Raw genomic sequence first — 22,923 nt, forward strand, 5'->3', positions numbered from 1 at the left:
CACCATGCCCACGCCCCAGGACACCAAGCTCGACCGCATCGTCGCCGAGGCCCGGCGCAGCGCCGAGCAGCGCGACAAAGGCTACCGCGAGCGCGCGCTGAAGATGTACCCGTGGGTCTGCGGCCGCTGTGCGCGCGAGTTCACCCGGGCCAACCTGCAGGAGCTGACGGTCCACCACCGCAACCACAACCACTCCGACAACCCGCCCGACGGCAGCAACTGGGAGCTGCTGTGCGTGTACTGCCACGACAACGAACACTCCCGCCAGATCGACCACACCGGCGTCAGCGCGCTGGATGCCGAGGACAAGGCGGCCTCGGCCACGTCCAACCCCTTCGCCGGGCTGAAGTCTTTGCTGGGCAAGGGGTCGCCGGGAGACGGCTGACCGAGTCTTCGCGGCGATGAGCGGTTCAGGCGGCCCGGCATAGAGTCGGGGCTCCTTTCCAGCATCCCGGGAGCACGCCATGAAGAAGCTTCTGATCGCCAGTGCGCTGGCCGCCATCACCTTCTCCGGCACCGCTTTTGCCGACGACGACCGCAAGGAGCTGCGCAGGGATTACGCGGAGGCACAGCGCGAGCATGCCAAGGACCGTCGCGAGGCTGTCCGTGAATACGAGAAGGACCGCCGCGAGTATGAGAAAGACCGCCGCGAGCACGCGCGCGAGGTCGCCAAGGACCGCCGCGAGGCCGAACGCGAATACTGGAAGGACCGCCGCGAGGCCGAGCGCGAGTGGCGCGAGGATGTCCGCGAGCACCGCCGCTGGGCGCGTGGCGAGTACATCCCGCGCGATTACCTCGGCGACAGCTATTACGTGCGCGACTACGGCCGCTATGACCTGGCCCCGCCGCCGGCCGGCCACGTCTGGGTGCGCCCGTACCAGGACGACGACACCTACTACCTGGTGCAGATGGCCACTGGCCTGATCTCGACCATACTCGGCGACTGATCGCACCTGCATACAAGGACCACCCATGCGCCCCATTGCTTCCGTCGCTCTGTTCCCCTTGGCCTGCGCGCTGGTGCTCGCCACCACCGCCTGCGCCACGTCCCCCGCCGTCGACACGCCCGGGAATGAACCTGGGGCCGCCGGTCCGGTGACGATCACCGGCACTGTCGCGTCCATCGACACCCAGCCATGGGCGTACGATGGCAATGCGGTGGTACAAGTCGATGCCGCCGACGGTGGTCGCGTTGCGGTCGAGCTGCCGGCACGCTGGAACCTGTGCGAGGCGCCGCCGGTGGACGTGGAGGCATTGGCCGTCGGCATGCAGGTGCAGGTGGTCGGTGACGCGTCGGGCGAGGGCGGGCTGGTGGTTTGCTCGCACCCGTCCCACCGTCTGGCGCCGGTGCAATAACGACGGCTGCGCCAGGACGCGGGGTTTTCACGCACGGGCGGATGCTGGCGCTACTATTGGCGCCCGCCGCGTGAGCCTTCCGCAGTTTTGAAACCAGGGTTGTACGGATGAGAACCACCATCGTGGGTCTGGTGACGCCGCATTTGCTGCGCGTCGTCGACCTCGCCAATGAAGCGCAGAAGGGCATGAACGTGGATTGGCACGTGCGCGATGCCGTGGCCAAGACCATGGCCGAGCTGGCCGACCAGTACAACGCGCCGACATTGGTGGCGGCTTACGTGGAGGGGCTGGAGAACGTCGCGGAGCAGGCCCCCAAGTTCCAGACCGACTACGTCCGCGTGCTGAAGGCTGCGGCTGAACAGGCTCGCCGTCTCCGGCGCGATTGAGCCGTGGGACAGAGCTTCGAGGACGTCGAGCATGCCCAGCTGATGGCTTGGGACCTGTAACGGGTTGCGTCATATAACGGGTGGCGTTATGGTTGCTGTGTGATTCGGAGCTTTGCCGACAAGGAAGCGGAAAAGATTTGGCGCGGCTCGGCGTCCCGACGACTGCCTGCCGTGATTCAGCAGGTCGCCCGCCGCAAGCTGCGCATGCTTAACAGCGCTGTCACCCTGGATGACCTGCGGATTCCTCCCGCCAATCGTCTTGAAGCACTCAAAGGTGGCCGCAAGGGCCAGCACAGCATCCGGATCAACGACCAATGGCGCGTGTGCTTCCGCTGGAGGAATGGTGACGCCCATGACGTGGAGATCGTCGATTACCACTGAAGCAACGGAGACGACAGTGAAGGCCCTGCCCAACATCCACCCCGGTGAAGTGCTGCTGGAGGAATTCCTCATCCCGCTGGGTATTAGCCAGAACGCGATGGCGAGAGCCGCAGGCGTACCTCCGCGTCGCATCAACGAGATCGTTTTGGGGAAGCGCGGTATCACCGCCGATACTGCCGTTCGACTCGCCGCCGCACTGGGCACCAGCGAGCGGTTCTGGCTGGGGCTGCAGGCTGACTACGATCTCGAAGAGGCACACCGCACGCTCGGCGACACAATCGGTCAGATCGAGCGGATCGCAGCCTAGCCAGGGCGATCCAGCGACAGCCGCCGTGCCATCCAGCCCAGGGTCGGCCCCTGCACGATGCTGGAGACCAGCACCACGAAAAACACGATGTTGAAGATCGACTGTGCGCCCTCCACGCCGGCGACGATGGGGAAGGTCGCCAGCACGATCGGCACCGCGCCCCTCAGGCCGGCCCACGAGACAAACAGCTTCTCGCGCCAGCCGTAGGCCCGGAATGGGGCGAGGCACAGGAAGACGCTCAAAGGCCGTGCGACCAGCATCAGCACCGCGGTGACCGCCAGGCCCGGGCCGGCGACGTCGAGCAGCTCGGTCGGGTAGACCAGCAGGCCCAGGGTCAGGAACATCACCACCTGCGCCAGCCAGGCAAGGCCATCCTGGAACAGGGAGACGGTCTCCTTGTCGGGGAACTCGCGATGACCGGCGACGATGCCGGCCACGTAGCAGGCGAGGAAGCCGCTGCCGCCGATCAGTCCCGCCAAGCCATAGCCCAGCAGGGCGACCGCGATCGACACCACCAGTGCCAGCCCGCCGACGTGCAGTTGGGCCCGCCGCAGCAACATCGGCATGCCGACGCCGATGCCGTAGCCCACGCCGGCGCCGACGGCCATCTGCAGCATGAAGTCCGGCACCAGTGCCGCGACCGACGTATCGGGCGTGGCGATCAGCAGCAGCACGGCGCCGACCAGGAAGATCGCCATCGGATCGTTGGAGCCGGATTCCAGCTCGATCAGGCCGCGCACCTCGTCGCGCAGCGGCAGGCGGCTGGAGCGCAGGATGGCGAAGACCGCCGCCGCATCCGTCGATGCGATGACCGAGCCCAGCAGGAAGCCCTGCAGGGGCGTGAACGCAAACAGCCACATCGCCGAGATGGCGACCACGCCCGCGCTCACCAGCACACCAACGGTGGCCAGCACCAGCGCCGGCACCGTCGCGCGCCGCACGCTCTTCCAGTGCGTGTCCAGGCCGCCCGAGAACAGGATGAAGACCAGGCACAGCACGCCCACGCCCTGGGCGGCGGCATGGTCTTCGAAGTTGATGCCACCCGGGCCGTCGGCACCCGCCAGCATCCCCAGGCCCAGGAAGCCGAGCAACGCCGGCAGGCCGAAGCGGCTGGAGAAACTGCCCGCCATCACGGTCAGCATCAGCAACAGCCCGACGACGAACAGCAGGAGCTCGGAGGAGGTGTTCAAGTGTCGGGGTGTCTGGGGAGGGGGCGGGGCTGCAATGGTATTACCGCGGCTGTCTGGCCCGCGGCATTGTTCTATCTATAACTCTAAGTGTTATAGTCACGTCATGAAACGGATCTTCATGACCCGCGCGTTTGTGCGGTGGCTGCGCAGGAGCGCGGTATCGGAAGCGGCGCTATCGGTTGCGGTCGCGGAAATGTCGGCTGGCCTCGTAGATGCGGATCTCGGCGGGAGCGTAGTCAAGAAGCGGGTCCCCATCGCCGGCCGGGGCAAGCGTGGCGGTGCAAGGACGTTGGTAGCGACCAACCGTGGTGATCGATGGTTCTTCGTGTTCGGGTTCGAAAAGAACGAACGGAGCAGCATCACGCGGCGCGAGCTTGAAGCCCTGCAGGCTCTGGCGAGGACCTTGCTGGATCTGTCGGCTGCCGAATTGGACGCTCAAGTGACACAACAGCTACTCAAGGAAATTCCCCATGACCAAGGCGCGAACCACTAGCCGCATCCTGGACGAGGTCCACGAGACCGCGCAGGATTTCCATGCTGCGGCTTTCATCGATGCGCGGCGCATGCGTGAATTCGATGCGCTTTGCCTCGCGCCGGTTGCAGACTGGCCCGCCGAACGCATCCGCGAGCTGCGGTCGCGCCATCGGCTGAGCCAGGTGGTGTTCGCTGGCGTGCTCAACACCAGCGCTTCTACCGTGCGGCAATGGGAGATTGGAGCCAAGCGGCCGAGCGGTCCATCACTGAAACTGCTGGACCTGATCGACCGCAAGGGGCTGGAAGTACTGCTTTGAGAGATCCGTGTCCCGTTGACCAGCAGGCGCGTCCCCCTACAGCACCGCCCGCAGGATGAAGAAGAAGATCACCGACAGCACGGCGCCGGCGGGCACGGTGATCAGCCACGACAGGAAGATGTTGCGGATCACGGTGAGGTTGATCGCCGAGATGCCGCGGGCCATGCCCACGCCGAGGACGGCGCCCACCAGGGTGTGCGTGGTCGAGATCGGCAGGCCGGTGCTGGAGGCGAGCACGATGGTGCTGGCCGCCGACATTTCGGCGGCAAACCCACGGCTCGGGGTCAGCGCGGTGATCTGGGTGCCGACGGTCTGCATCACCTGGCGGCCGTAGGTGGCCAGGCCCAGCACGATGCCGCCGCCGCCCAGCAGCAGCACCCATGGGGACACCGCCGACTCGCCTTCGACCAGGCCGGTCGTGGCGACGGAGATCACCGCTGCCACCGGGCCCACGGCGTTGGCGACGTCGTTGGAGCCGTGTGCGAAGGCCATCGAGCAGGCGGTGATCACCATCAGCACGCCGAAAATGCGCTCCACGGTGGCGAAGCGGAACTTGCGATCAGCGGCCGGGTCGACCTTGATGCGGTCGATGATGAACTTGCCCGCCACCGCGACGATGATCGAAATGACCGTGGCGATGGCCACGTTCTGCGACGTCGTCAGGTCCAGCCCGACATGCTTCAGCCCCTTGGTGAGCGTCATCATCACCACCAGGAAGGCGGCGACGAGCATGTAGACCGGCACCCAGCGGCGGGCGCGCTCGATGGGGTCGGCCCGGTCGAGGATCAGCATCTGCACGGTGCGGAAGATGACGAAGGCGATCACGCCGGAGACCAGCGGCGACACCACCCAGCTCATCACGATCTGGCCGACCTTGCCCCATTGCACCGCCTCCATGCCGATGCCGACCGCGGCGAAGCCAACGATGGCGCCGATGATGGAGTGGGTCGTCGAGACCGGCCAGCCGAACTTCGAGGCCACGTTCAGCCATACCGCGGCGGCCAGCAGCGAGGCGAGCATGCCGTAGATCATCAGTTCCGGCGTGCCGCTCAACAGGCTGGCATCGACGATGCCGCTGCGGATGGTCGAGGTGACGTTGCCGCCTGCCAGCACCGCGCCGGCGAACTCGAACACCGCGGCGATGATCACCGCCTGCTTGAAGCTGATCGCCTTGGCGCCGGTGGAGGTGGCCATGGCGTTGGCGACGTCGTTGGCGCCGATCGCCCAGGCCATGTAAAGGCCGAAGACCGCGGCCAGCGCGATGTAGAGGGTCATCTGGTCCATGGTCCGGTCCTCAGCGGGCGAGCAGGCGTTGCAGGCGGCTGCCCACGCGCTGGGCGTAGTCCCCGACCTCGCCGATCCACTCGATGGCCTGGTACATGAACACCACGTCGACCGGCGGCAGGTCCTTTTCGCGCACGAACAGGGCGGCGCGGACTTCGGCCTGCAGCTGGTCGGTATCGTCCTCGATGGCGTCGAGCTGGCCGATCATCTCTTCCACCACCTCCACCGCTGCGCCGCGGAAGCCGGTCTCGAACAGTTCGTCGAGCTCGGAGACGCTGCGCTCGGCCTGGTCGACGGCGTCGATGCAGCGGCGCACCAGCTTCATCAACGGCTCGCCGATCTCGGTGGGGAAAGCCATGTGCCGGCCGATGACGATGCCGGAGACATCCTTGGCGGTGTTGGCCACCCGGTCCTGGACCATCAACAGGTCGAGCAGGTCGGCGCGCGCCACCGGCATCCAGAGGTTGTCGGGCAGGTTCAGGCGCACGCTCTTCTTCATGTCGTCCGCGGATTGCTCCTTGGCGACGATCTGGTCGCGCGATGCCGTCGCGGCGTCCCAGTCGCTGCGCAGTACGGCCTCCATGAACGGCACGAGCTCACGCGCGCAGGCCGCGGCTTCCCGGAAGTGCTTCTGCAGCGGGCGGACCGGCGATCGGCCGAAAAGACTGGCGACGAAGCTGTTAGCCATGTGGGGGTCCCTTGGAGTGGTGGCCGGCAGGCGCGCCGGCTGTCATCAGGGCGTAATTATCAACGAAAGCACGGGCCGGTTGGGCCGGCCCCGCCCTGGTGGGACCCCCGGGGCTCAGTCGCGGTCCGGCGGGGGTTGGCCGCGGTCACCCGCGCCGCGCCGCTTCGATCGCGGCGATGTCGATCTTGCGCATCGTCATCATCGCGTCGAAGGCACGTTTGGCCGCCGCCGGGTCAGGGTCGGTGATCGCCGCGATGAGGACGCGCGGGGTGATCTGCCAGGACAGGCCCCACTTGTCCTTGCACCAGCCGCACTCGCTCTCCTGTCCGCCGTTGCCGACGATCGCGTTCCACAGGCGGTCGGTCTCCGCCTGGTGGTCGGTGGCGACCTGGAAGGAAAAGGCCTCGCTGTGCTTGAACGCGGGGCCGCCGTTCAACCCGAGGCAGGGGATGCCCATCACGGTGAACTGCACGGTCAGGACGTCGCCCTGTTGGCCGGCGGGGTAGTCGCCGGGCGCGTGATGCACGGCATCGACCGAGCTGTCGGGGAAGGTTTCGGCGTAGAACCTGGCGGCTTCCAGCGCATCGCCTTCGTACCACAGGCAGATCGTGTTCTTGGTAATCATGCGGTGTCTCCTCGGGGTTGCCGGGGCGGGCGGGGCGCCCGCGTATCCTGATCGACGAGCGAAGGGCCCGGAAATCGACACACGGGCGGTAGTGCTGCTCGATACTCAATATTGCGTGCTGGCGGCCGATAAGGACCGCAGGACATGGACTTTCGACCAGCCGCGCCGGATCCGCGCTTGCCGGGTACTTCCCGCCGCGCGCATCACCTGCCACGAAGGGTTCCAAGCCTCCATGCCTCCGCACCACCTGCCGTTCGATACCACCTATACCTCGCCCTACCGAGAGGCGATGGAGCGCGGTCACGCGCGCCTGTTGTTCGGGCCGGCGCTGGAGGCGGGGTTCCGCGACGCCCAGTACCTCACGAACCTGGCCTGGATGCGTTGGGTATCGTGGATCGGCATTGCGACCTACCTCGCGTTCGTGGCCATCGATCTGGCCACCATCCCGCTGCAGGCTTCTCGCTGGACGGCGGCCATCCGCCTCCTGCTGATCGTTCCGACCCTCGTCGTCGCCCTGGCGGTCAGCTATCGCACCGCAAGCCGCGCGGTGCTGACGCCGGTGGTCTTCCTGACCGCCACGGTCGTCGGGTGCGGCACCGTCGGGATCGTGGTGCTGTCACTGGCGCTGGGTGCTCCCGTGCCGTACGAGGGCACGCTGCTGCTGCCCTTCGTCATCCACCTGCTGCTCGGCCTGCCGTGGCGCCAGGCGCTGGGGTCCAACCTCATCGCGCTGGCGATGTTCGTGGTGCTGGTACCGCTGGTCCAGCCCGACCGCATGATCCTGACCTACCAGCTGTCGTACATGCTGCTGGCCAACGTGTTGGGGGCGTGGGGCGGCTATGCCCTGGAGCACCGGGCCCGCGCCAGCTTCCTGACGGCCGGGCTGCTGTCGGAGCTGGCCGAGCGCGACGGGCTGACCGGAATACACAACCGTCGCAGCTTCAATGACCACCTGGAGCGCGTCTGGAAACAGGCCGCGCGCGAGGGTGGCAACGTCGGACTGGCCCTGATCGACGTCGACCATTTCAAGCAGTTCAACGACCGGCATGGCCACGGCGAAGGCGACGCCGCGCTGCGTGCCGTGGCCGATGTGCTGGGCGCGCACGCGAACCGCCCGCTGGACCTGGCCGCCCGTTATGGCGGCGAGGAGTTCGCGCTGATCTGGTACGACCCCCAGCCCGACCAGTTGCACGCCATGGGTGAACGCGTGCGCCGCGACATCGCCGCGCTCGAGCTGCATGCGGCGGACGCGCGGATCGATCCCATCACGGTCAGTGCGGGCGTCGCCGTGCTGCGCCCGCGCGACATCCCGCGCCATACGGACCTGCTGCGCGCGGCCGATATCGCCCTGTACCAGGCCAAGCACGGGGGGCGCGACCGCGTCGTGGTGCTGTCGCACCCTGCCCCGGGGGAGCTCCGCTTCCCCGGAACACCTGTCTCCTGAAAGCCTGGGCGGCTACTGCAGTCGTTCCGCCAGGTCCGTCAGAAGTGCCGATAGCGATGCTCGGCGTTGGGAGTCGCGGCCTTCGGCATCGGAGGCACTGGACACCGAACCGGCAAGCGCCTGCAGTCGGTTGGCAAGGGCGCGGTCCGCGGTCGGCGCAGGGCCCGCCAGCGCGGTGCGGGCAGCGTCCAGCGCCGACCGCAGCTCGGCCTCCAGACCAGCGTCGAGCGAGCCGCTGCGCGCGAGCTGGTCGACATAGGCTTTGGCCACCACCGGCGACGCCGGCCAGGTGACCGCGAACTGCTGCTGCGGGTTGAACACGGCGTCCCCGGCAGCCAGCGCGGCGGCGGTGATCTCGTTCCCGGTGATGTGCTCGCTCGGCTCCAGCGCCAGCACGTCCAGCCCGCGGGTGATCTCGGTGCCGTAGATGCGCCCCTTGTAGTGGTACGCCGACCAGAACCCGCCGGTGATCAGTTTCTCGGCATCGACCGGGCCGCGGTCGAAATAGGCGATCTCGAACGGGTTGGCAGAATCGGTGAAGTCGATGACCGACAGCCCGCCCTGGTACCAGGCTTGGACGAACAGGTCGCGGCCCGGGACCGGCACGACCGAACCGTTGTGGGCGACGCAGTTCTCGGTCACCGTCTGCGGCGCCGGCAGCTTGAAGTAGCTGCGGAAGACCAGCTTGCCGTCGACGATATCGTAGATGGCGTCCGCGCCGTAGTTGCGCGGGTCCGACGCCCGGCAGCGCGGGCGCGAGCCGCCGCCCCATTCGTCGGTGAAGATGACCTTGGTGCCATCGTTGTTGAAGGTGGCCGAGTGCCAGTAGGCGAAGCCGGGGTCGATCACCGCGTCGATGCGCGTGGGCTTCATCGGGTCGGTGATGTCGAACAGGATGCCGTTGCCCGAACAGGCGCCTGCCGCGATGTTGCCTTCCGGGAACACCGTGATGTCATGGCAGTGGTCGGTCTTGTTGGTTTCCTGGGTCTGATCGCCGTGGTCTCCGCCGCGCCACAGGCCGGCCAATGTGCCGGTTTCGTCGTCGGCGAAGACCGCCGGGCTGTCGATGATCCGGGCCCTGGAAGGGTCGGCGACGGGGATCTCGATGACGTCGATGCGGAACAGCGCGGTGCGCTGGTCGCCAGCGAGCTCGTCGACGCAGCGCTCCAGCTCGTCCTGCTCGCGGACCGAGGCGGTGCCGGAGTTGTAGACCACGATGCGCTCCTCGTCGCTGGAGACCACCGAGTGGGTATGCGAACCACGGCAGGTCTGCACGGCACCGACTTGCTTCGGCCGCGCAAGGTCGCTGATGTCGAAGATGCGCAGGCCGCGGAAGCGCTCCTTCGAGACGTCCTCGATGACGCCTTGCAGGCCGCAGTCCAGCCGGCCGCGGGTTTCCTCGACCGACATAAGCAGGAGATCTCCGACGATGGACACGTCACCCTGGCCGCCTGGGCACACGACGGAGCTCGCCAGCGTCGGCACACCGTCGGCCCCCAGCCGGTAGGCGTTGAAGCCGTGGTAGTTGCCGACCACCAGCACGTCCCCTGAGAACGCCATGTCGGTGTTGGCAAAGCTCAGCAGCCCACGCCGCGCCTTGCCGGTGGACTCGCCCTTGTAGCGCTTGAACGCCTGGTCGCGCTGTTGCTTGGCGAGCGCTTCTTCGTCCTTTTCCTTCTCGTCCTCGTCCTTCTCGGGCTCGAGCGGCAGCCCGGCCGGGTTCTCGGGGTCGAAGAATCCCGCGGGCTTCGGCAGCGAAGCGACCAGCCGCAGGTTCTCGATGGCTTCCCCGGCGTCACGGAAGCCGGCGGCCAGGCCGGTGCGCGGATCGCTGCCGACGTCGGCCAGCAGGGCGCTCATGCGCTCGATCTCGGCGGCCTGGTCGTTGCTGACGTCGTTGACGAACTCGAACAGCGTCGGGTCGTAGGCCGAGCCGGACTGCTCCAGCAGGTCCTCGACCATCTCCAGCGCACCGGCGTGGTGGCTGATCATCAGTTGCAGGAACTGGCGGTCGAAATCGGAGCCCTCGGCGTTGGCCAGTGCCGCCATGTCTTCCGGCGACACCATGCCGGCCATCGCGTGCGACCCGTGCATGGCCGCGTGCGCCTGCGGATCCGGCACGCGTTCGCCGCGCTCGGCCAGCCATTGCTGCATGAACTTGATCTCGTCGCGCTGCGAGGCCTCGATGCGCCCGGCCGCTTCGATCAGCGTGGGCGAGTTGGTCCGCTCGCCGACCAGTGCCGCGAGCTCCAGCGCCTGGTGGTGGTGGGGAATCATGTCCTGCATGAAGCGCACGTCCGCCTGCGAATAGCGGGAGCCGGCGATCTGCACCGCATCGTCGGGGGTGAGCACGCGCGGATCCGCGCCGGGCGCACCGGGGTTGACGATGCTGACCTGCGCCATGGCCGGCGTGAACGGCGCGGCCAGCAGGATGGCGAGCAGGAGGGGCGGACGCACACGCAGGGCTCGTGCATGTGGCGAAGCAGTGGGCGCAATCCGCGATCGGGTCATCGATGGGTTCCTGTGGCCGGGACGAAGGTGACGCACGATGCGTCGGGCCTTGCGAATCTAGCAGAGGCGGCAGCGGTGGCTTCGGCCCCGGTTCTACGGCACGCTTCCGCGCACCATGTGCATGCCCATCCCCAGGAAACTCCTCTCCGCCGGCCAGGTGCTGGCGCTCTCCGTGTGCGTGCTCCTGATGACAAGCCTTGCATCGACGCTGTTCGCCGCCCCGCGCGATCCCGGGTTTCCGCGCCTGTCGGACAACACCGCCGCATCCCGCAAGCTGGAGGTACGGCGGCAGATCAAGGGCCACGTGCAGGCCATGTTCGCCTTGCCCGCGCGCAATGAGGTCATCGTGGTCGCCGACGGCTACCTGTGGCGCTTCAGTGCCGACGGACGCCTGCTCGACAGCCTGAAGGAACCGGGTTGGATGCACCGCAACGGCATCTCGTTCGGGGACGACAGCTTCGTTGACTGGGTGCACACCGGTGCGCGCGTCCAGAAGCCCTACGCGCCGCAGGTCGACGGCAACGCGCTGGATGCAAAGCAGCTGGATTCCGTCTTGGCCGCGGCCCGGGTGGTGGCATTTGGCCGGGACAAGGAGAGTGCCTGGGCGTGGCTGTGGGACGGCGACAAGGCCTGGAAGATGGACATCAGCCGGCATCGCGAGCGGGTGGATACCTACTGCACCCCGCGCTCGTCCACCGACGATGAGCTGTCCTGGCGTGATACCTGTCTGGAGGGGTTGGGCCTGCCGGCGCCACTGATGGTGGAGGTCAGGCCGGGGTCGTTCGAAGGCGGTTACGGCGGCGCGCCCGTGCGCGTGGAGGTGGTCGACTTCGACCGTCGGCGCTACCACCTGGAGGGCGGGGTGCGCGGCTACGTGGCCGAGACCGTCGTCGGGGGGGTGTTGAAGTCGCTGGCGCCGGACCTGCCCGGGGGCCTGCCGGAGCGCTACTGGTTCGGCGATGCACACACGCGCCTGCGGCTGGGCGACGAGGTGCTGCAGTTCAAGGTGTTCGTAGCCAGGCAGAAGGGTGACTACGAGTTCCTGCACGCGGTGGACTGGTGGGACCCCTCCAGCGTCATGCCGGGTGCCAGCCCGTGGCTGCGGGTGCACATGCGTGGCTACATGGAGTTCGCCGGTGAGGAAGAGCTGTGGGAGCACTACCGCGACGACTTCGGCCTGTACGCCGTGCGGCCGCGACGGAGTCCGCACGATGTTCCTGCCCCGGCACAGTCCCTGCCGGCGTGGGAGCCTGCGTTCGAAGGCCCGGAAACCAAGCGCGATGCGGTGACCGGCACGGTGGTGCTGGAGAACGGCGCCGAGGCCCATCGGTGGCTGCGTGCCAGGCCGGCGCGCATGCGCATCAGCGCTCCGGAAGTGGCGGTGGACGCGGACAGCCCGCCACTTGTCGGGCCGCCGACCGCCATGCGGGTGGAGTGGGGCTCGCCGTGGGACGGGGACGAACACACCGTTGTCGAGGTGAAGCTTGATCCGGCCACGACCCGCGCCGCCTTCGCTCGGCTGCCGCGAGGCGATGGACCCGCCAGGCTCCTGCTGCGGACACCGGATCTGTTCGGCGAGGCCGATGACATGCAGCTGTTGCTGCGCCTGGGCGACACCGACGTGGCCCTCGAGCCGGCAAGCATCGAGTACCTGCGGCGCCCGCCGTTCCGGCCCTGGCATGCGCGTGACGGCGAAGCGGCGCCACCGACGCGCGTGGCCCAGATGGAGCAGACCGCGCAGCGCCTGCTGGCGGGCGAGAACGACCTGTTACCTCGCTTCCAGGCCCAGGCCGAAGCGCTGGCGCGGGACACCGGGATGGTGGCGCGGGCGACGCCGTTCATCACCCAGGGCTATGCCCTCCTGCTCAGTGGCCTGAACTCCAGCGGCCGCGGGGACGCGTCGATGGCACTGGTGCGGCACTACCTGGAGGAGGTGCATCCGCGTACGGCCGGGCAATCTGACGACCCCAGCGTCGCGTACAACACCAGCGTGATCGTCAGCCAGACCCTGGCGGTGGCGGTGCATCGCCCGCAGGACGCCGATGTGGGCAACGCAGTGATGAACACGCTGCTGGGGCCTGGCTTCGATCCCGACGAGCATCCCAACTCGACCCTGCTGTACAACCTGGCGTGCTACCACTCGCTGCAGGGGGACAAGGCGCAGATGCTGCGGCACGTCGCCGCTGCCGTCCGACTGGGCAAACCGGCGGCGCAGTTCAGGCGGGATCGGGACTTCGAGCGGTACTGGAACGATCCTGATTTCGAAGCTGCGTTGTCCGTACTGTAGGCGTGTGACCGACCACCCGGGCTGCCGTCCGCATGACATCGCCGGGCCGGGGGCGGTTTGCTTCTGCAACATTCCCTGTGATTGACTGCAACGTTATGGGTACTTGCCCATAGCCGTTGCAAAAGTGGGGATTTATGGCGATTGGTGTCTGGATCAGTTTGGGTCTGTACTTCGCGTTGATGCTGGGGATCGGCTTCTACGCGTATCGCAACTCGACCTCGTCGTCCGAGGAGTACACCCTCGGCGGGCGCAAGCTGCTGCCTTCGGTCGCGGCGCTCTCCGCCGGCGCATCCGACATGAGCGGCTGGTTGTTGCTGGGCCTGCCGGGCGCGCTGTACGTCAGCGGCCTGGTCTCGGCGTGGATCGGCATCGGTCTGACGCTTGGCGCACTGGTGAACTGGATCGTGGTGGCGCCGCGCCTGCGCGAGCAGACCGAGCGCTACAACAACAGCCTCACCATCCCGCAGTTCCTCTCCAACCGGTTTCCCAGCAGGGCGCTGGCACTGCGCATCGTCTCGGCGCTGATCGTGGTGGTGTTCTTCTCCGTCTATACCGCGTCCGGATTGGTGGCAGGCGGCAAGCTCGCCCAAAGCGCCTTCAGCGCGGTGCTCCAGTCCGACTTCATGAGCGACTACGCAATGGGCGTGTCGCTGACACTCGGCGTGGTGCTGGCCTACACAGTCATCGGCGGCTTCCTCGCCGTCAGCCTGACCGAATTCGTCCAGGGCGTGATCATGATGCTCGCCCTGATCATCATGCCGGTGGTGGTGCTGTTCGGGCCGGGTGGTGGGGGTATCTCTGGCGCCTCGGAGACGCTGGCCGCCGCGGGACCGGACTATCTCTCGTGGTTCTCGGGGCTCACGGCGGTGGGCTTTGTATCAGCCATCGCCTGGGGCCTTGGCTACTTCGGGCAGCCGCACATCATCGTCCGCTTCATGGCGCTGCGGTCGGTCAAGGATGTTCCGCGAGCCCGCAACATCGGCATGTCGTGGATGGCCATCTCGGTGATCGGCTCGATCAGCCTGGGCATCTTCGGGCGCGCCTACGCAGTGCGCAACGGGCTGGAGGTCGCCGACCCCGAGACCATCTTCATCGTGCTGGCGGACCTGTTGTTCCACCCGCTGGTGACCGGCTTCCTGTTCGCGGCATTGCTGGCCGCGGTGATGAGTACGATCTCCAGCCAGTTGCTGGTGGCCTCCTCGTCGTTGACGGAGGATTTCTATCGCTTGTTCCTGCGCAAGGACGCCAGCGAGAAGGAAACCGTGCTGGTGGGGCGGATCAGCGTGCTGCTGGTCGGCCTGGTGGCCGCCTACCTCGCCTGGGATCCCGATTCCAAGGTGCTGGACCTTGTCAGCAATGCATGGGCCGGGTTCGGTGCAGCCTTCGGACCGTTGATCGTGCTGGCGCTGACGTGGCCGCGCATGACCGGCACTGGTGCCGTCGCAGGGCTGGTGGTGGGTGCGGCCACGGTGATCGGCTGGATCCTGCTCGGCTGGAACGCGAGTTTCATGGGAGGGCCGGGCGTGTACGAGATCATCCCGGGCTTCGCCGCCGCATGGGCCGCGATCTACTTCGTCAGCCTGATGACCCGGGACCAGGATGAGCACCGGCCACTGCCCGGTACCTGAGTGGGTGCATTTTGTTTACATCCGGCTGTGCATGATGGGTCCAACGCTGCACTTGGATCCCGATGCCCAGCACCCCACCGATCTTCGACGAAATGGGTTGGCCCGATGACATCAGGCCGCCTTATTCGCTGATAGACGCCTGGTTGAAGTCGGCCCCGGCCGAGCAACTGGCGCTCAAGCGTCGCGAAGCCGAGGTGCTGTTCCGCCGCATCGGCATCACCTTTGCCGTCTATACCGAAGGTGGTGACGCGGAACGGCTCATCCCTTTCGACCTGATCCCCCGGGTGATGGCGCAGGCCGAGTGGCAGCGCCTGCGGCAAGGCCTGGAGCAACGGGCCAAGGCGCTCAACGCCTTTCTTCACGATGTCTACCACGACCGCGACATCATCCGCGCCGGTCGGGTTCCCGAACGCCTGATCCTGCACAACGACGAGTTCAGGCCGGAAATGAACGGCCTGGACCTGCCGGGGCGGGTGTATTCGCACGTCTCGGGCATCGACATGGTTCGCACCGGGCCCGATGACTACTACGTGCTCGAGGACAACTGCCGCACGCCTTCGGGCGTGTCGTACATGGTGGAAAACCGCGAGGTGATGCAGCGCCTGTTCCCGGAGCTGTTCCGCCAGGCGCGGGTGGCGCCGGTCGCGCACTACGCCGACGAGCTGCTGGAGACCCTGCGCTCGGTCGCGCCGCCCAACTGCCACGGCGAGCCCACGGTGGTGCTGCTGACGCCGGGCATCCACAACAGCGCCTACTACGAACACGCTTTCCTGGCCGACGAGATGGGCATCGACCTGGTCGAAGGCGCGGACCTGCTGGTACGCAACGATGTTTGCTACATGCGCACCACCGCCGGGCTGGAGCGCGTTGACGTCATCTACCGCCGCATCGATGACGACTACCTCGACCCGCTGGTGTTCCGCCCCGAGTCCGCGCTGGGCGCCGCCGGGCTGCACTTCGCCAACCGCGCCGGCAACCTGACCATCACCAACGCCGTGGGCGCGGGCATCGCCGACGACAAAGCCGTCTACATGCACGTGCCGGAGATGATCCGCTTCTACCTCGGCGAGGAGCCGTTGCTGTCCAACGTGCCCACGCATGACTGCAGCAAGCCGGACGAGCTGAAGTACGTGCTCGACCACCTCGACGAGCTGGTGGTGAAGGCGGTGCATGGTTCCGGCGGTTACGGAATGCTGGTCGGTCCGCACGCCAGCAAGCAGGAGCTGGAGGATTTCCGTGCGCTGCTGAAGGCCAAGCCGGAGACCTATATCGCCCAGCCCACGCTGGCGCTGTCCACGGTGCCGACGTTTGTTGAATCCGGCGTGGCGCCGCGCCACGTGGACCTGCGGCCCTTCGTGCTGTCGGGCAGCGACAAGGTGCGCGTGGTGCCAGGCGGCCTGACCCGGGTGGCGCTGCGCGAGGGTTCGCTGGTGGTGAACTCGTCGCAGGGCGGCGGCACCAAGGACACCTGGGTGCTGGAGGAATGATGCTCGCGCGCACCGCTGGTGACCTGTTCTGGCTGGCCCGTTACATGGAGCGGGCAGACTACGTGGCGCGCCTGCTGCAGGTGGCCGGGCACATGAACGCCGTGCGCGTGGACAGCAACCGCAGCAGTGAGTGGGAATCGGCGCTGGTCGCCGCCGGCTGCGAGGAAGGCCTGGAGGCCTCGGGTCAGCCGGCCGACGAGGCCAGCGTCATCCAGTTCCTCGCCTTCGATCGCGCAAACCCCTCATCGATCGCCAACTGCATCGAGACCGCCCGCCGCAATGCCCGCTCGGTGCGCACCACGCTGACCACCGAGATGTGGGAAGCGGTGAACCAGACCTCGCAGGAGCTGGCCGACTTCACCCAGGCGCCGCTGGATGCCGACCGCCTGGCCGAGTTCCTGGACTGGGTGAAGGCGCGCGTGGGCCTGTTCCACGGCGTGTGCTCCAACGGCATGCTGCGGCGCGACAGCTACCACTTCATCCGTACCGGGCAGTTCCTGGAGCGCGCGGACAATACCGCGCGCCTGCTGGACGTGAAGTACCACGTGCAGTTGCCGGACGTGAAGGATGTCGGCGGCGTGGTGGACTACTACCAGTGGCTGGCGATCCTGCGGGTGGTCGGCGCGCGGCGTGCCTACCGGGTGTTGTTCAAGGGGCGGGTACAGCCGGCGCACGTGGCCGAGCTGCTGATCTCCCGCGCAGTGTTCCCGCGCTCGCTGGCGTTCTGCTACGAGCAGATCACCCAGCACCTGGATGCCATCGAGGCGCAGGATCCGGAGCTGGCCGCCGATGCCCGCCGCCAGGCCCACACCATGTATGCCCAGCTGCGCTTCGCGCGCGCCGATCAGGTCATAGAGGACGGCCTGCACGAGTACCTCACCGATGTGATCGATCGCACCCGGGACCTGGGTGCGGGAATCGCCAAGGGACATCTTTTCTGATGCAGCTCTCCGTTACGCACCACACGCGCTACCACTACGGCCAGGCCGCCTGGCTGGTGGTGCAGGCCCTGCGCATGTGGCCCGCGCCCAGCGAGAGCCAGCAGGTCAAGAGCTGGCGCGTGGAGGTGGACGGCAAGGTGCTGCAGCCCACCGGCGTGGATGGCTTCGGCAACCCGGTCGCCACCCACGCCATCGACCGCCAGGTGAGCGAACTGCACCTGGCCGTGCATGCCCAAGTGCGCACCCTGGACCGCAGCGGCGTGCACGGTGACGACGCCGGCGGGCTGCCGCCGATGTTCTTCCTGAAGCCCACGCCATTGACCCTGCCGTCGCCGGGCATCATCGCCCTGGCCGATGCCGCGGCGGGCGAGGGCGAGGGCGAGGGCGAGGGCCTAGGACGCCTGCACCGCCTGGCCAATGCCGTGCGCGACAAGGTCGATTACGTCAGCGACACCACCGACGCCTGCACCAGTGCCGCCGAGGCCTTCGAGGCCGGTACGGGCGTCTGCCAGGACCACGCCCAGGTGCTGATCGCCGCGGCCCGCCACCTCGGCTACCCGGCGCGATATGTCAGTGGCTACCTGTGCCCGATGGAGGCGGACGACGCGGCCGCCAGCCATGCCTGGGCGGAGCTGTTCGTCGACGGGCTCGGCTGGGTGGGGTTCGACCCGGCCAACCGGGTCTCGCCGGACGAACATTACGTGCGCGTGGCCTGCGGCCGCGACTACCGCGACGCCGCCCCCGTCCGCGGCCTGCACCGTGGCGGGGGCGACGAGACACTCGACGTGGATGTGCGCATCACGCAGTCCGCGCAGACTACGCAGTAACGTTCGCAGCCTGCGTTCCTGTTTGGGAGTGACCGAGTGACCTATTGCGTTGGCCTGCTGCTCGACGAAGGCCTGGTGATGCTGGGCGATACCCGCACCAATGCCGGGTTCGACAACATCTCCTGCTTCTCCAAGCTCCAGAAGTTCCACCAGCCCGGCGAACGCCTGATCGCCACGCTGACGGCGGGCAACCTGGCGATCTCCCAGGCGGTGCTCAACCTGATCCAGGAGGGCCTGCCGGATCCGGAAACGGGCCAGGTCGAGACCATCTACACCGTGCCCACCATGTTCCGCGCCGCCGCGCTGGTTGGCGAGGCCGTGCGCCGCGTCCACAAGACGCACGGCGAGGCGATGAAGCAGCAGGGCGTGGGCTTCGACGTATCGATCATGCTCGGCGGACAGATCGAAGGGCGCACGTTGCGCCTGTTCCACGTCTATGCCGCCGGCAACTTCATCGAGGCCACCACGGACACGCCCTACCTGCAGATCGGCGAGCACAAGTACGGCAAGCCGATGCTCGACCGTGCCGTGACACGTGGCCTCGGGTTGAGCGAAGGCGTGAAGCTGGCGCTGATCTCGATGGACTCGACCCTGCGCTCCAACCTGAGCGTGGGCATGCCGCTGGACCTGCTGGTCTACCGCAATGACAGCATCGATGGGGTGGTGGAACAGCGCATCGAGGAAGGCGACGAGTACTTCAGCATGATGCGGGAGCGCTGGTCGCAGGCATTGAGCGAGGCGCACCGGCAGATTCCCGCTCCGGGCTGGTTGTCGCCGTAACGCGGTTCAACGGCCGCCGGTCGTGCCGCGCCGGGAAGACCTCCCGTTCACGCGCCCCGGGTCCATATGGCACCTCTTCGAAGAGTCAGGAGCATTCCATGAACGACGTGATCCGCCGCCGCCTCGGCATCATGCTGGCCATGAGCGTGCTGGTCCTTGCGGGCTGTGTCGGTCCGGGCATCCTCGGTGGCACCACCGGGAGTGGTTACGGGCAGCCGGGAGCAGGCTATCCCTCACAGTATGGCCGCCAGCTCCAGGGGGCCGTGGACGCGGTGGACACCCGGTATGGCCGCATCCTGTTGCTGGTCGACGACCCTCGCAGCGGACGCGGCGAGCGGCGGGAAGTCCGCTATGACCAGCGCACCCGGCTCTTCTACCAGGGGCGCGAGCACGCGGTGGAGGGCCTGGAGCGGGGCGATGTGATCCGGGTCGAGGTGGCCGACGCAGGCCGTGAGTTGTGGGCGCGAACCATCGAGGTGGTGCGGAACGTCCGCGAGACCGGCTATGGCGGTGGCTACCGCGACGACGGCTACGGTCGCGACGGCTACGACGACAGGGATTACGACGATCGTGGCTACGACGATCGGTACGGTGCGGGTCCTCTCCAGGAGCTGAGCGGGCAGGTAGCTTTCGTCGACGAGCGGGCCCAGCTGATCAGCCTGGACCGCGTCGGCTACCGCAACGCCACCCGGCTGCGCTTCGACAGCCGTACCACCGTCGAGTACCAGGGCCGCAGCTATCGCCCGGAGAACCTGGAGCGTGGTGACCAGGTGCGTGTCCAGGTACGTCCGTTGGGAAACAACGAATGGCTGGCCGAGCGCATCCGCGTGGAGCGCTCGGCCGGGTACTGACCGGACCGGCAGGGTCAGCGGTTACAGGTTCTGCGCCGGCCCGTGCACGCCCGCATATCCGCTGCCGCAGCCGGTCGTGCAGGTGGTCGTCAGCATGTTGCGCAGGATCACGCCGGTATTGGCCAGTGAGCGGAAGTGCCCCACGCCGTTGCTGTTGTCACCGCCGCCGGCGTTGACCGGCATGCCGTCGCCCCAGTCCCAGTCGTAGCTGTAGGCGCTGTTGCCGAAGCCGACGTCGACCTGCGCGGCGACGTTGCTCCGGGCATTGAACAAGGCACCGCTGGGACAGGTTGCGGCGTTGTTGGTGGTGAAGCAATGCACCTGGTCGTGCACGCCTGCGGTGATGGTGTAGAAGCGGACCGACGTCCAACTGCCCGGGAGGTTGCGCAGCGAACCGCTGCCGCTGCCGGTCCAGCGGTTGTAGCCGTAGCCGGGCATGCCGCTGCTCGGATACAGGCCGAAGGTGTAGTGGTTGTACGGATACATCCAGGCTTCGGCGTTGCAGGTCTGTGCCATCGGGTTCTGGTAGCCCGTGTAGCGGCAGGTCTGCAGGCCCCGGATGGCACCGGCGATGTTGACGAAACGGCGAACGCTGCCCTGTGAGCCGGTGTACTTGAGCATCGCCAGGCTCATCGAGCTGCCGAGCGAGTGTGCCACGATGTCCACCTGCGCCTTTCCGGTATAGGCCTTGACCGCGTCGATGAAGTCCTTGAGGACGTCGTAGGTGAAAGGCTCGTGGTAGTTGTACTGGGGGTTGGCGCGTTCCACGTCGGAGAGATAGGTCACGCCGAAGAGTTCGCAGTCGTTGTAGCCGGCGGCCCTCAGTTCCTCATAGGGTGAGCGCGTGGGCCTGGAGTAGCCCGCGACCGTGCCGGACGGCATGTCGAAGCTGATCGCTGAGTCCCCGTTGCCGTGGATGTACACCACCGGCGTCCTGCTGGCGGTGCAGGCGCCGCCGCCGAAGCCGCCGTAGCCGGTACCGGGATTGAAGCCCCCGGCGTACTGGCTGCCGGGACCGGTGCAGGTGTAGCCGTTGTTCCCGCCGCACTCCAGCGCCGCGGCGCCGCCGGCCCAGAGCGTGGTGAGCGCGAGGAGGGCGATCTGCAGGCGGAAGCGGACGGTCGCGGGCCGGGCTGGGGACGAATCGACGTTCATGGCGCACCCTCTCGAGTGGTGGGATCGAACCGATCCTCCGCCCGCGCGTGCCTGCGGACCACTGTACGAAAGGGCTTGATGCAGTGCGGCAGAGACGCCGGGGTGCGGGTGACGTCAGCGCCGGAACCAGCTGTGCAGCCGCATCAGCAGCAGCTCGGCGTCGCTCAGCGCAGCACGCTCGGCGCGCAGGCGGACCGCTTCGGCCGGCATGTCGGTGCTGATGTCGTCCACGCCCGGGTCCATGTAGCGCGTCATGCGGTCCGCATCGTTGACCGTCCATGCCTGCAGCAGGTAGCCGCGGCGCCGGGCGTTGGCGACGACGGCGGTATCGATCTGCAGGTGGTTCAGCCCCAGCATGTCGAAGTCCGTCCTGCGTGCGATGCCCGGCAGCGCGGCATTGGCGAACAGCGCCAGGCGCGCGTCGGGTGCGGCGGCGCGTGCCGTGCGTACCAGGTCGGGCGAGAGCGATGCGAGGGTGACGGTGTCCCCGTAGCCGCCGCTCTCGACCACGCGCAGCGTGGCGTCCAGCAACGCCTGTTCGTTGCCCGGGTCCGGTTTGAGTTCCACCAGCGCGAGCGCCCGGCGATCGATGAACGCCAGCACCTCGGCCAGTGTCGCGATGCGTTCTCCCGAGAACGCGGGATCGAACCAGCTGCCGACGTCGATGTCGCGCATGGCCGCGAGGGGGGTATCCACGACGGCGCGTGGGTCCCCCGCGACGCGCAGGAAATCGCTGTCGTGGAACACCACCACGACGCCGTCGGCGCTCAGCCGTACGTCGAACTCGATCGCGTCCGCTCCGGCGTCGATGGCGGCCTGGAAGGCCGCGAGTGTGTTCTCCGGTGCCACCAGCGCGGCGCCACGATGTGCGGTCACGGTCACCTCGTTGCGCAGGTTCATGCTGGTGACGGCGAGCGATGCCTGTACCAGTGCCATGGCCAGGAAGGCCAGTTCCGCCCCCCAGACGAACCGGCCGGGATGCGGTGGCGTGGCCTCGACCACGCGGCGGCCGCGGGCGCCGCCGAGGCGATGGAACAGCGCACGTACGAGGAGCGTGTTCAAGGTGGTCCCGAGCAGCAGCACGCCCAGTACGGTGGTGGCATAAAGCGTGAGGTAGACGACCATGCCCGCGTTGACCATTGCGCGGTGGTCCGGCAGCCAGTCCAGCAGCGGCGTGGCCGCACGGTCGTAGAGCTCGGTCACGGCGACCGGCATGGCCGCGACGGTCAGGGCGACGCCCACCACCAGTATCGCGATCCGCAGGTGTCGGCCGCGGGTGAGCCGCCGGCTGCGGATGAGCGCCGCCACCGGCGACAGGCCTTCCAGTACCAGTGCCGGCGTGGCGAGCAACCACCGGAAGTACAGCGTGGCGTGCAACACGAGGCCAACCGCCAGCACGGGCAGGAAGGCGCCAAGGAACCACCAGAGCTCCCGGGGGCGCGCCATCAGCACGTAGTAGGGATCGTAGGACCCGAGCAGCCATCCGTAGAGCGCCATCCCGACCAGCAGCCACGGCAATGCCAACAGCGAATGCGCGACGACCTGCGAGGCAGCGAGTACGGCGAGGGGGCCCGCACGCCGGAGCATGCCGACCAGGGCCGCGGCGGCGGTGCGGTAGCGACAGCCGTGGCTGGCCGAGACCAGCAGCATGCCGGCCTGCTGGAGCATCACGACGTACCAGGAGAGCGCACCCGCCAGCATGAGCCAGGCGAGTGCCAGGAGGCCCGCCGGCAGGCCATCGAAGTACCCCGCGAGCGGCCCCTCGATCCAGTGCAGCAGCGCAGCGAGGGACCAGGTCGTCAGCGGCGCGGCCGCCACCGTCGCGAATGCGGTGAACAGCAGGTACCACGCGAGCATCGGGCGCAAGTGGCGCCGAAGGTCCTGGCGGATATCGTGGGCCAGGATGCCGCGCAGCAGTGCCCGGTCGTCCGCGACGCCTGTGTCGCCACTGTCCACCTTGTCCCGCACGCTGTTCTGATCCCACATCGCACAAGTGTAGTCACG

At 67.6% G+C, this 22,923-nt stretch carries 23 protein-coding genes; 16 read left to right on the top strand and 7 right to left on the bottom strand.

Annotation, left to right across the window (positions count from 1 at the left end; translation table 11 throughout):
* Positions 1-4 precede the first annotated feature (4 nt).
* The 6 genes from B5D37_RS09955 (at position 5) to B5D37_RS09980 (ending at position 2,430) form a co-directional block, all read left to right on the top strand.
* A complete protein-coding gene (locus B5D37_RS09955; RefSeq protein WP_078758582.1) occupies positions 5-385 on the top strand; it encodes a YajD family HNH nuclease in 381 nt (126 codons plus the stop codon).
* A 79-nt stretch (positions 386-464) separates the two neighbouring features.
* Complete coding sequence (locus tag B5D37_RS09960; protein WP_078758583.1) at positions 465-947, top strand: RcnB family protein; 483 nt, start codon at positions 465-467, stop codon at positions 945-947.
* Between the two features lie 25 nt (positions 948-972).
* Positions 973-1,356 carry a hypothetical protein gene (locus B5D37_RS09965; protein ID WP_078758584.1) on the top strand — a complete coding sequence of 128 codons (384 nt, stop codon included), beginning with the start codon at positions 973-975 and terminating at the stop codon, positions 1,354-1,356.
* A 107-nt stretch (positions 1,357-1,463) separates the two neighbouring features.
* Positions 1,464-1,742 carry a hypothetical protein gene (locus B5D37_RS09970; RefSeq protein ID WP_078758585.1) on the top strand — a complete coding sequence of 93 codons (279 nt, stop codon included), beginning with the start codon at positions 1,464-1,466 and terminating at the stop codon, positions 1,740-1,742.
* A 99-nt stretch (positions 1,743-1,841) separates the two neighbouring features.
* Positions 1,842-2,123: a type II toxin-antitoxin system RelE/ParE family toxin gene (locus B5D37_RS09975; protein WP_078758586.1), complete on the top strand. Its 282-nt coding sequence runs from the start codon at positions 1,842-1,844 to the stop codon at positions 2,121-2,123.
* A gap of 16 nt (positions 2,124-2,139) precedes the next feature.
* On the top strand, positions 2,140-2,430 hold the full coding sequence (locus B5D37_RS09980; protein WP_143814252.1) for a HigA family addiction module antitoxin: 291 nt from the start codon (positions 2,140-2,142) through the stop codon (positions 2,428-2,430).
* On the opposite strand, the gene B5D37_RS09985 is transcribed toward B5D37_RS09980, so the two are convergent.
* On the bottom strand, positions 2,427-3,620 hold the full coding sequence (locus B5D37_RS09985) for a potassium/proton antiporter (protein ID WP_200809224.1): 1,194 nt from the start codon (positions 3,618-3,620) through the stop codon (positions 2,427-2,429). The two genes, B5D37_RS09980 and B5D37_RS09985, sit on opposite strands and share 4 nt — an antisense overlap.
* A gap of 103 nt (positions 3,621-3,723) precedes the next feature.
* Between B5D37_RS09985 and B5D37_RS09990 the strand changes: the two genes are divergently transcribed.
* Complete coding sequence (locus B5D37_RS09990; protein WP_078758588.1) at positions 3,724-4,113, top strand: type II toxin-antitoxin system RelE/ParE family toxin; 390 nt, start codon at positions 3,724-3,726, stop codon at positions 4,111-4,113.
* The gene (locus B5D37_RS09995) at positions 4,091-4,411 is read left to right on the top strand and encodes a helix-turn-helix domain-containing protein (RefSeq protein WP_078758589.1); all 321 of its coding nucleotides are present in this window, start codon (positions 4,091-4,093) and stop codon (positions 4,409-4,411) included. The genes B5D37_RS09990 and B5D37_RS09995 overlap by 23 nt, the downstream gene beginning before the upstream one ends.
* Positions 4,412-4,447: 36 nt before the next feature.
* Here B5D37_RS09995 and B5D37_RS10000 read toward each other — a convergent pair whose 3' ends face one another.
* From B5D37_RS10000 to B5D37_RS10010, 3 genes are all read right to left on the bottom strand, one after another.
* A complete protein-coding gene (locus tag B5D37_RS10000; RefSeq protein WP_078758590.1) occupies positions 4,448-5,695 on the bottom strand; it encodes an inorganic phosphate transporter in 1,248 nt (415 codons plus the stop codon).
* A gap of 10 nt (positions 5,696-5,705) precedes the next feature.
* On the bottom strand, positions 5,706-6,383 hold the full coding sequence (locus B5D37_RS10005) for a TIGR00153 family protein (protein WP_078758591.1): 678 nt from the start codon (positions 6,381-6,383) through the stop codon (positions 5,706-5,708).
* 145 nt (positions 6,384-6,528) lie between these two features.
* Positions 6,529-7,008, bottom strand: a complete 480-nt coding sequence (locus tag B5D37_RS10010; RefSeq protein WP_078758592.1) for a VOC family protein — start codon at positions 7,006-7,008, stop codon at positions 6,529-6,531.
* A gap of 232 nt (positions 7,009-7,240) precedes the next feature.
* Here B5D37_RS10010 and B5D37_RS10015 point away from each other — a divergent pair, with 232 nt between their 5' ends.
* Positions 7,241-8,452 carry a GGDEF domain-containing protein gene (locus B5D37_RS10015; RefSeq protein ID WP_078758593.1) on the top strand — a complete coding sequence of 404 codons (1,212 nt, stop codon included), beginning with the start codon at positions 7,241-7,243 and terminating at the stop codon, positions 8,450-8,452.
* A 12-nt stretch (positions 8,453-8,464) separates the two neighbouring features.
* Here B5D37_RS10015 and B5D37_RS10020 read toward each other — a convergent pair whose 3' ends face one another.
* Positions 8,465-10,909, bottom strand: coding sequence for a DUF305 domain-containing protein (locus tag B5D37_RS10020; protein ID WP_200809225.1), 2,445 nt, complete (start codon positions 10,907-10,909; stop codon positions 8,465-8,467).
* A gap of 175 nt (positions 10,910-11,084) precedes the next feature.
* Between B5D37_RS10020 and B5D37_RS10025 the strand changes: the two genes are divergently transcribed.
* The 7 genes from B5D37_RS10025 to B5D37_RS10055 all read left to right on the top strand — a co-directional run bounded on the left by B5D37_RS10025 (position 11,085) and on the right by B5D37_RS10055 (position 19,764).
* A complete protein-coding gene (locus B5D37_RS10025) occupies positions 11,085-13,250 on the top strand; it encodes a TPR end-of-group domain-containing protein (protein ID WP_143814254.1) in 2,166 nt (721 codons plus the stop codon).
* Between the two features lie 158 nt (positions 13,251-13,408).
* Positions 13,409-14,878 (top strand): sodium/proline symporter PutP, encoded by a 1,470-nt coding sequence (putP, locus tag B5D37_RS10030; RefSeq protein WP_200809226.1) that lies wholly within the window; start codon positions 13,409-13,411, stop codon positions 14,876-14,878.
* Positions 14,879-14,940: 62 nt separating this feature from the next.
* Entirely contained in the window at positions 14,941-16,365 is a 1,425-nt protein-coding gene (locus B5D37_RS10035; RefSeq protein ID WP_078758597.1) for a circularly permuted type 2 ATP-grasp protein, read from the top strand.
* Positions 16,365-17,306, top strand: a complete 942-nt coding sequence (locus B5D37_RS10040; protein ID WP_159447379.1) for an alpha-E domain-containing protein — start codon at positions 16,365-16,367, stop codon at positions 17,304-17,306. Before B5D37_RS10035 ends, B5D37_RS10040 begins: the two co-directional genes overlap by 1 nt.
* Positions 17,306-18,133 carry a transglutaminase family protein gene (locus tag B5D37_RS10045; RefSeq protein ID WP_078758599.1) on the top strand — a complete coding sequence of 276 codons (828 nt, stop codon included), beginning with the start codon at positions 17,306-17,308 and terminating at the stop codon, positions 18,131-18,133. The genes B5D37_RS10040 and B5D37_RS10045 overlap by 1 nt, the downstream gene beginning before the upstream one ends.
* Before the next feature lie 36 nt (positions 18,134-18,169).
* A complete protein-coding gene (locus tag B5D37_RS10050; protein WP_078758600.1) occupies positions 18,170-18,913 on the top strand; it encodes a proteasome-type protease in 744 nt (247 codons plus the stop codon).
* A gap of 98 nt (positions 18,914-19,011) precedes the next feature.
* Positions 19,012-19,764 (top strand): DUF5666 domain-containing protein, encoded by a 753-nt coding sequence (locus B5D37_RS10055; RefSeq protein ID WP_078758601.1) that lies wholly within the window; start codon positions 19,012-19,014, stop codon positions 19,762-19,764.
* A 21-nt stretch (positions 19,765-19,785) separates the two neighbouring features.
* On the opposite strand, the gene phaZ7 is transcribed toward B5D37_RS10055, so the two are convergent.
* Together phaZ7 and B5D37_RS10065 are read right to left on the bottom strand one after the other, a co-directional pair.
* Complete coding sequence (phaZ7, locus tag B5D37_RS10060; RefSeq protein WP_078758602.1) at positions 19,786-20,919, bottom strand: extracellular native short-chain-length polyhydroxyalkanoate depolymerase PhaZ7; 1,134 nt, start codon at positions 20,917-20,919, stop codon at positions 19,786-19,788.
* A 114-nt stretch (positions 20,920-21,033) separates the two neighbouring features.
* Complete coding sequence (locus B5D37_RS10065; RefSeq protein WP_159447380.1) at positions 21,034-22,887, bottom strand: glycerophosphodiester phosphodiesterase; 1,854 nt, start codon at positions 22,885-22,887, stop codon at positions 21,034-21,036.
* Between the last annotated feature and the right edge of the window lie 36 nt (positions 22,888-22,923).

It is taken from the genome of Lysobacter spongiicola DSM 21749 (assembly GCF_900167055.1).
Taxonomy (GTDB): Bacteria; Pseudomonadota; Gammaproteobacteria; order Xanthomonadales; family Xanthomonadaceae; genus Novilysobacter; species Novilysobacter spongiicola.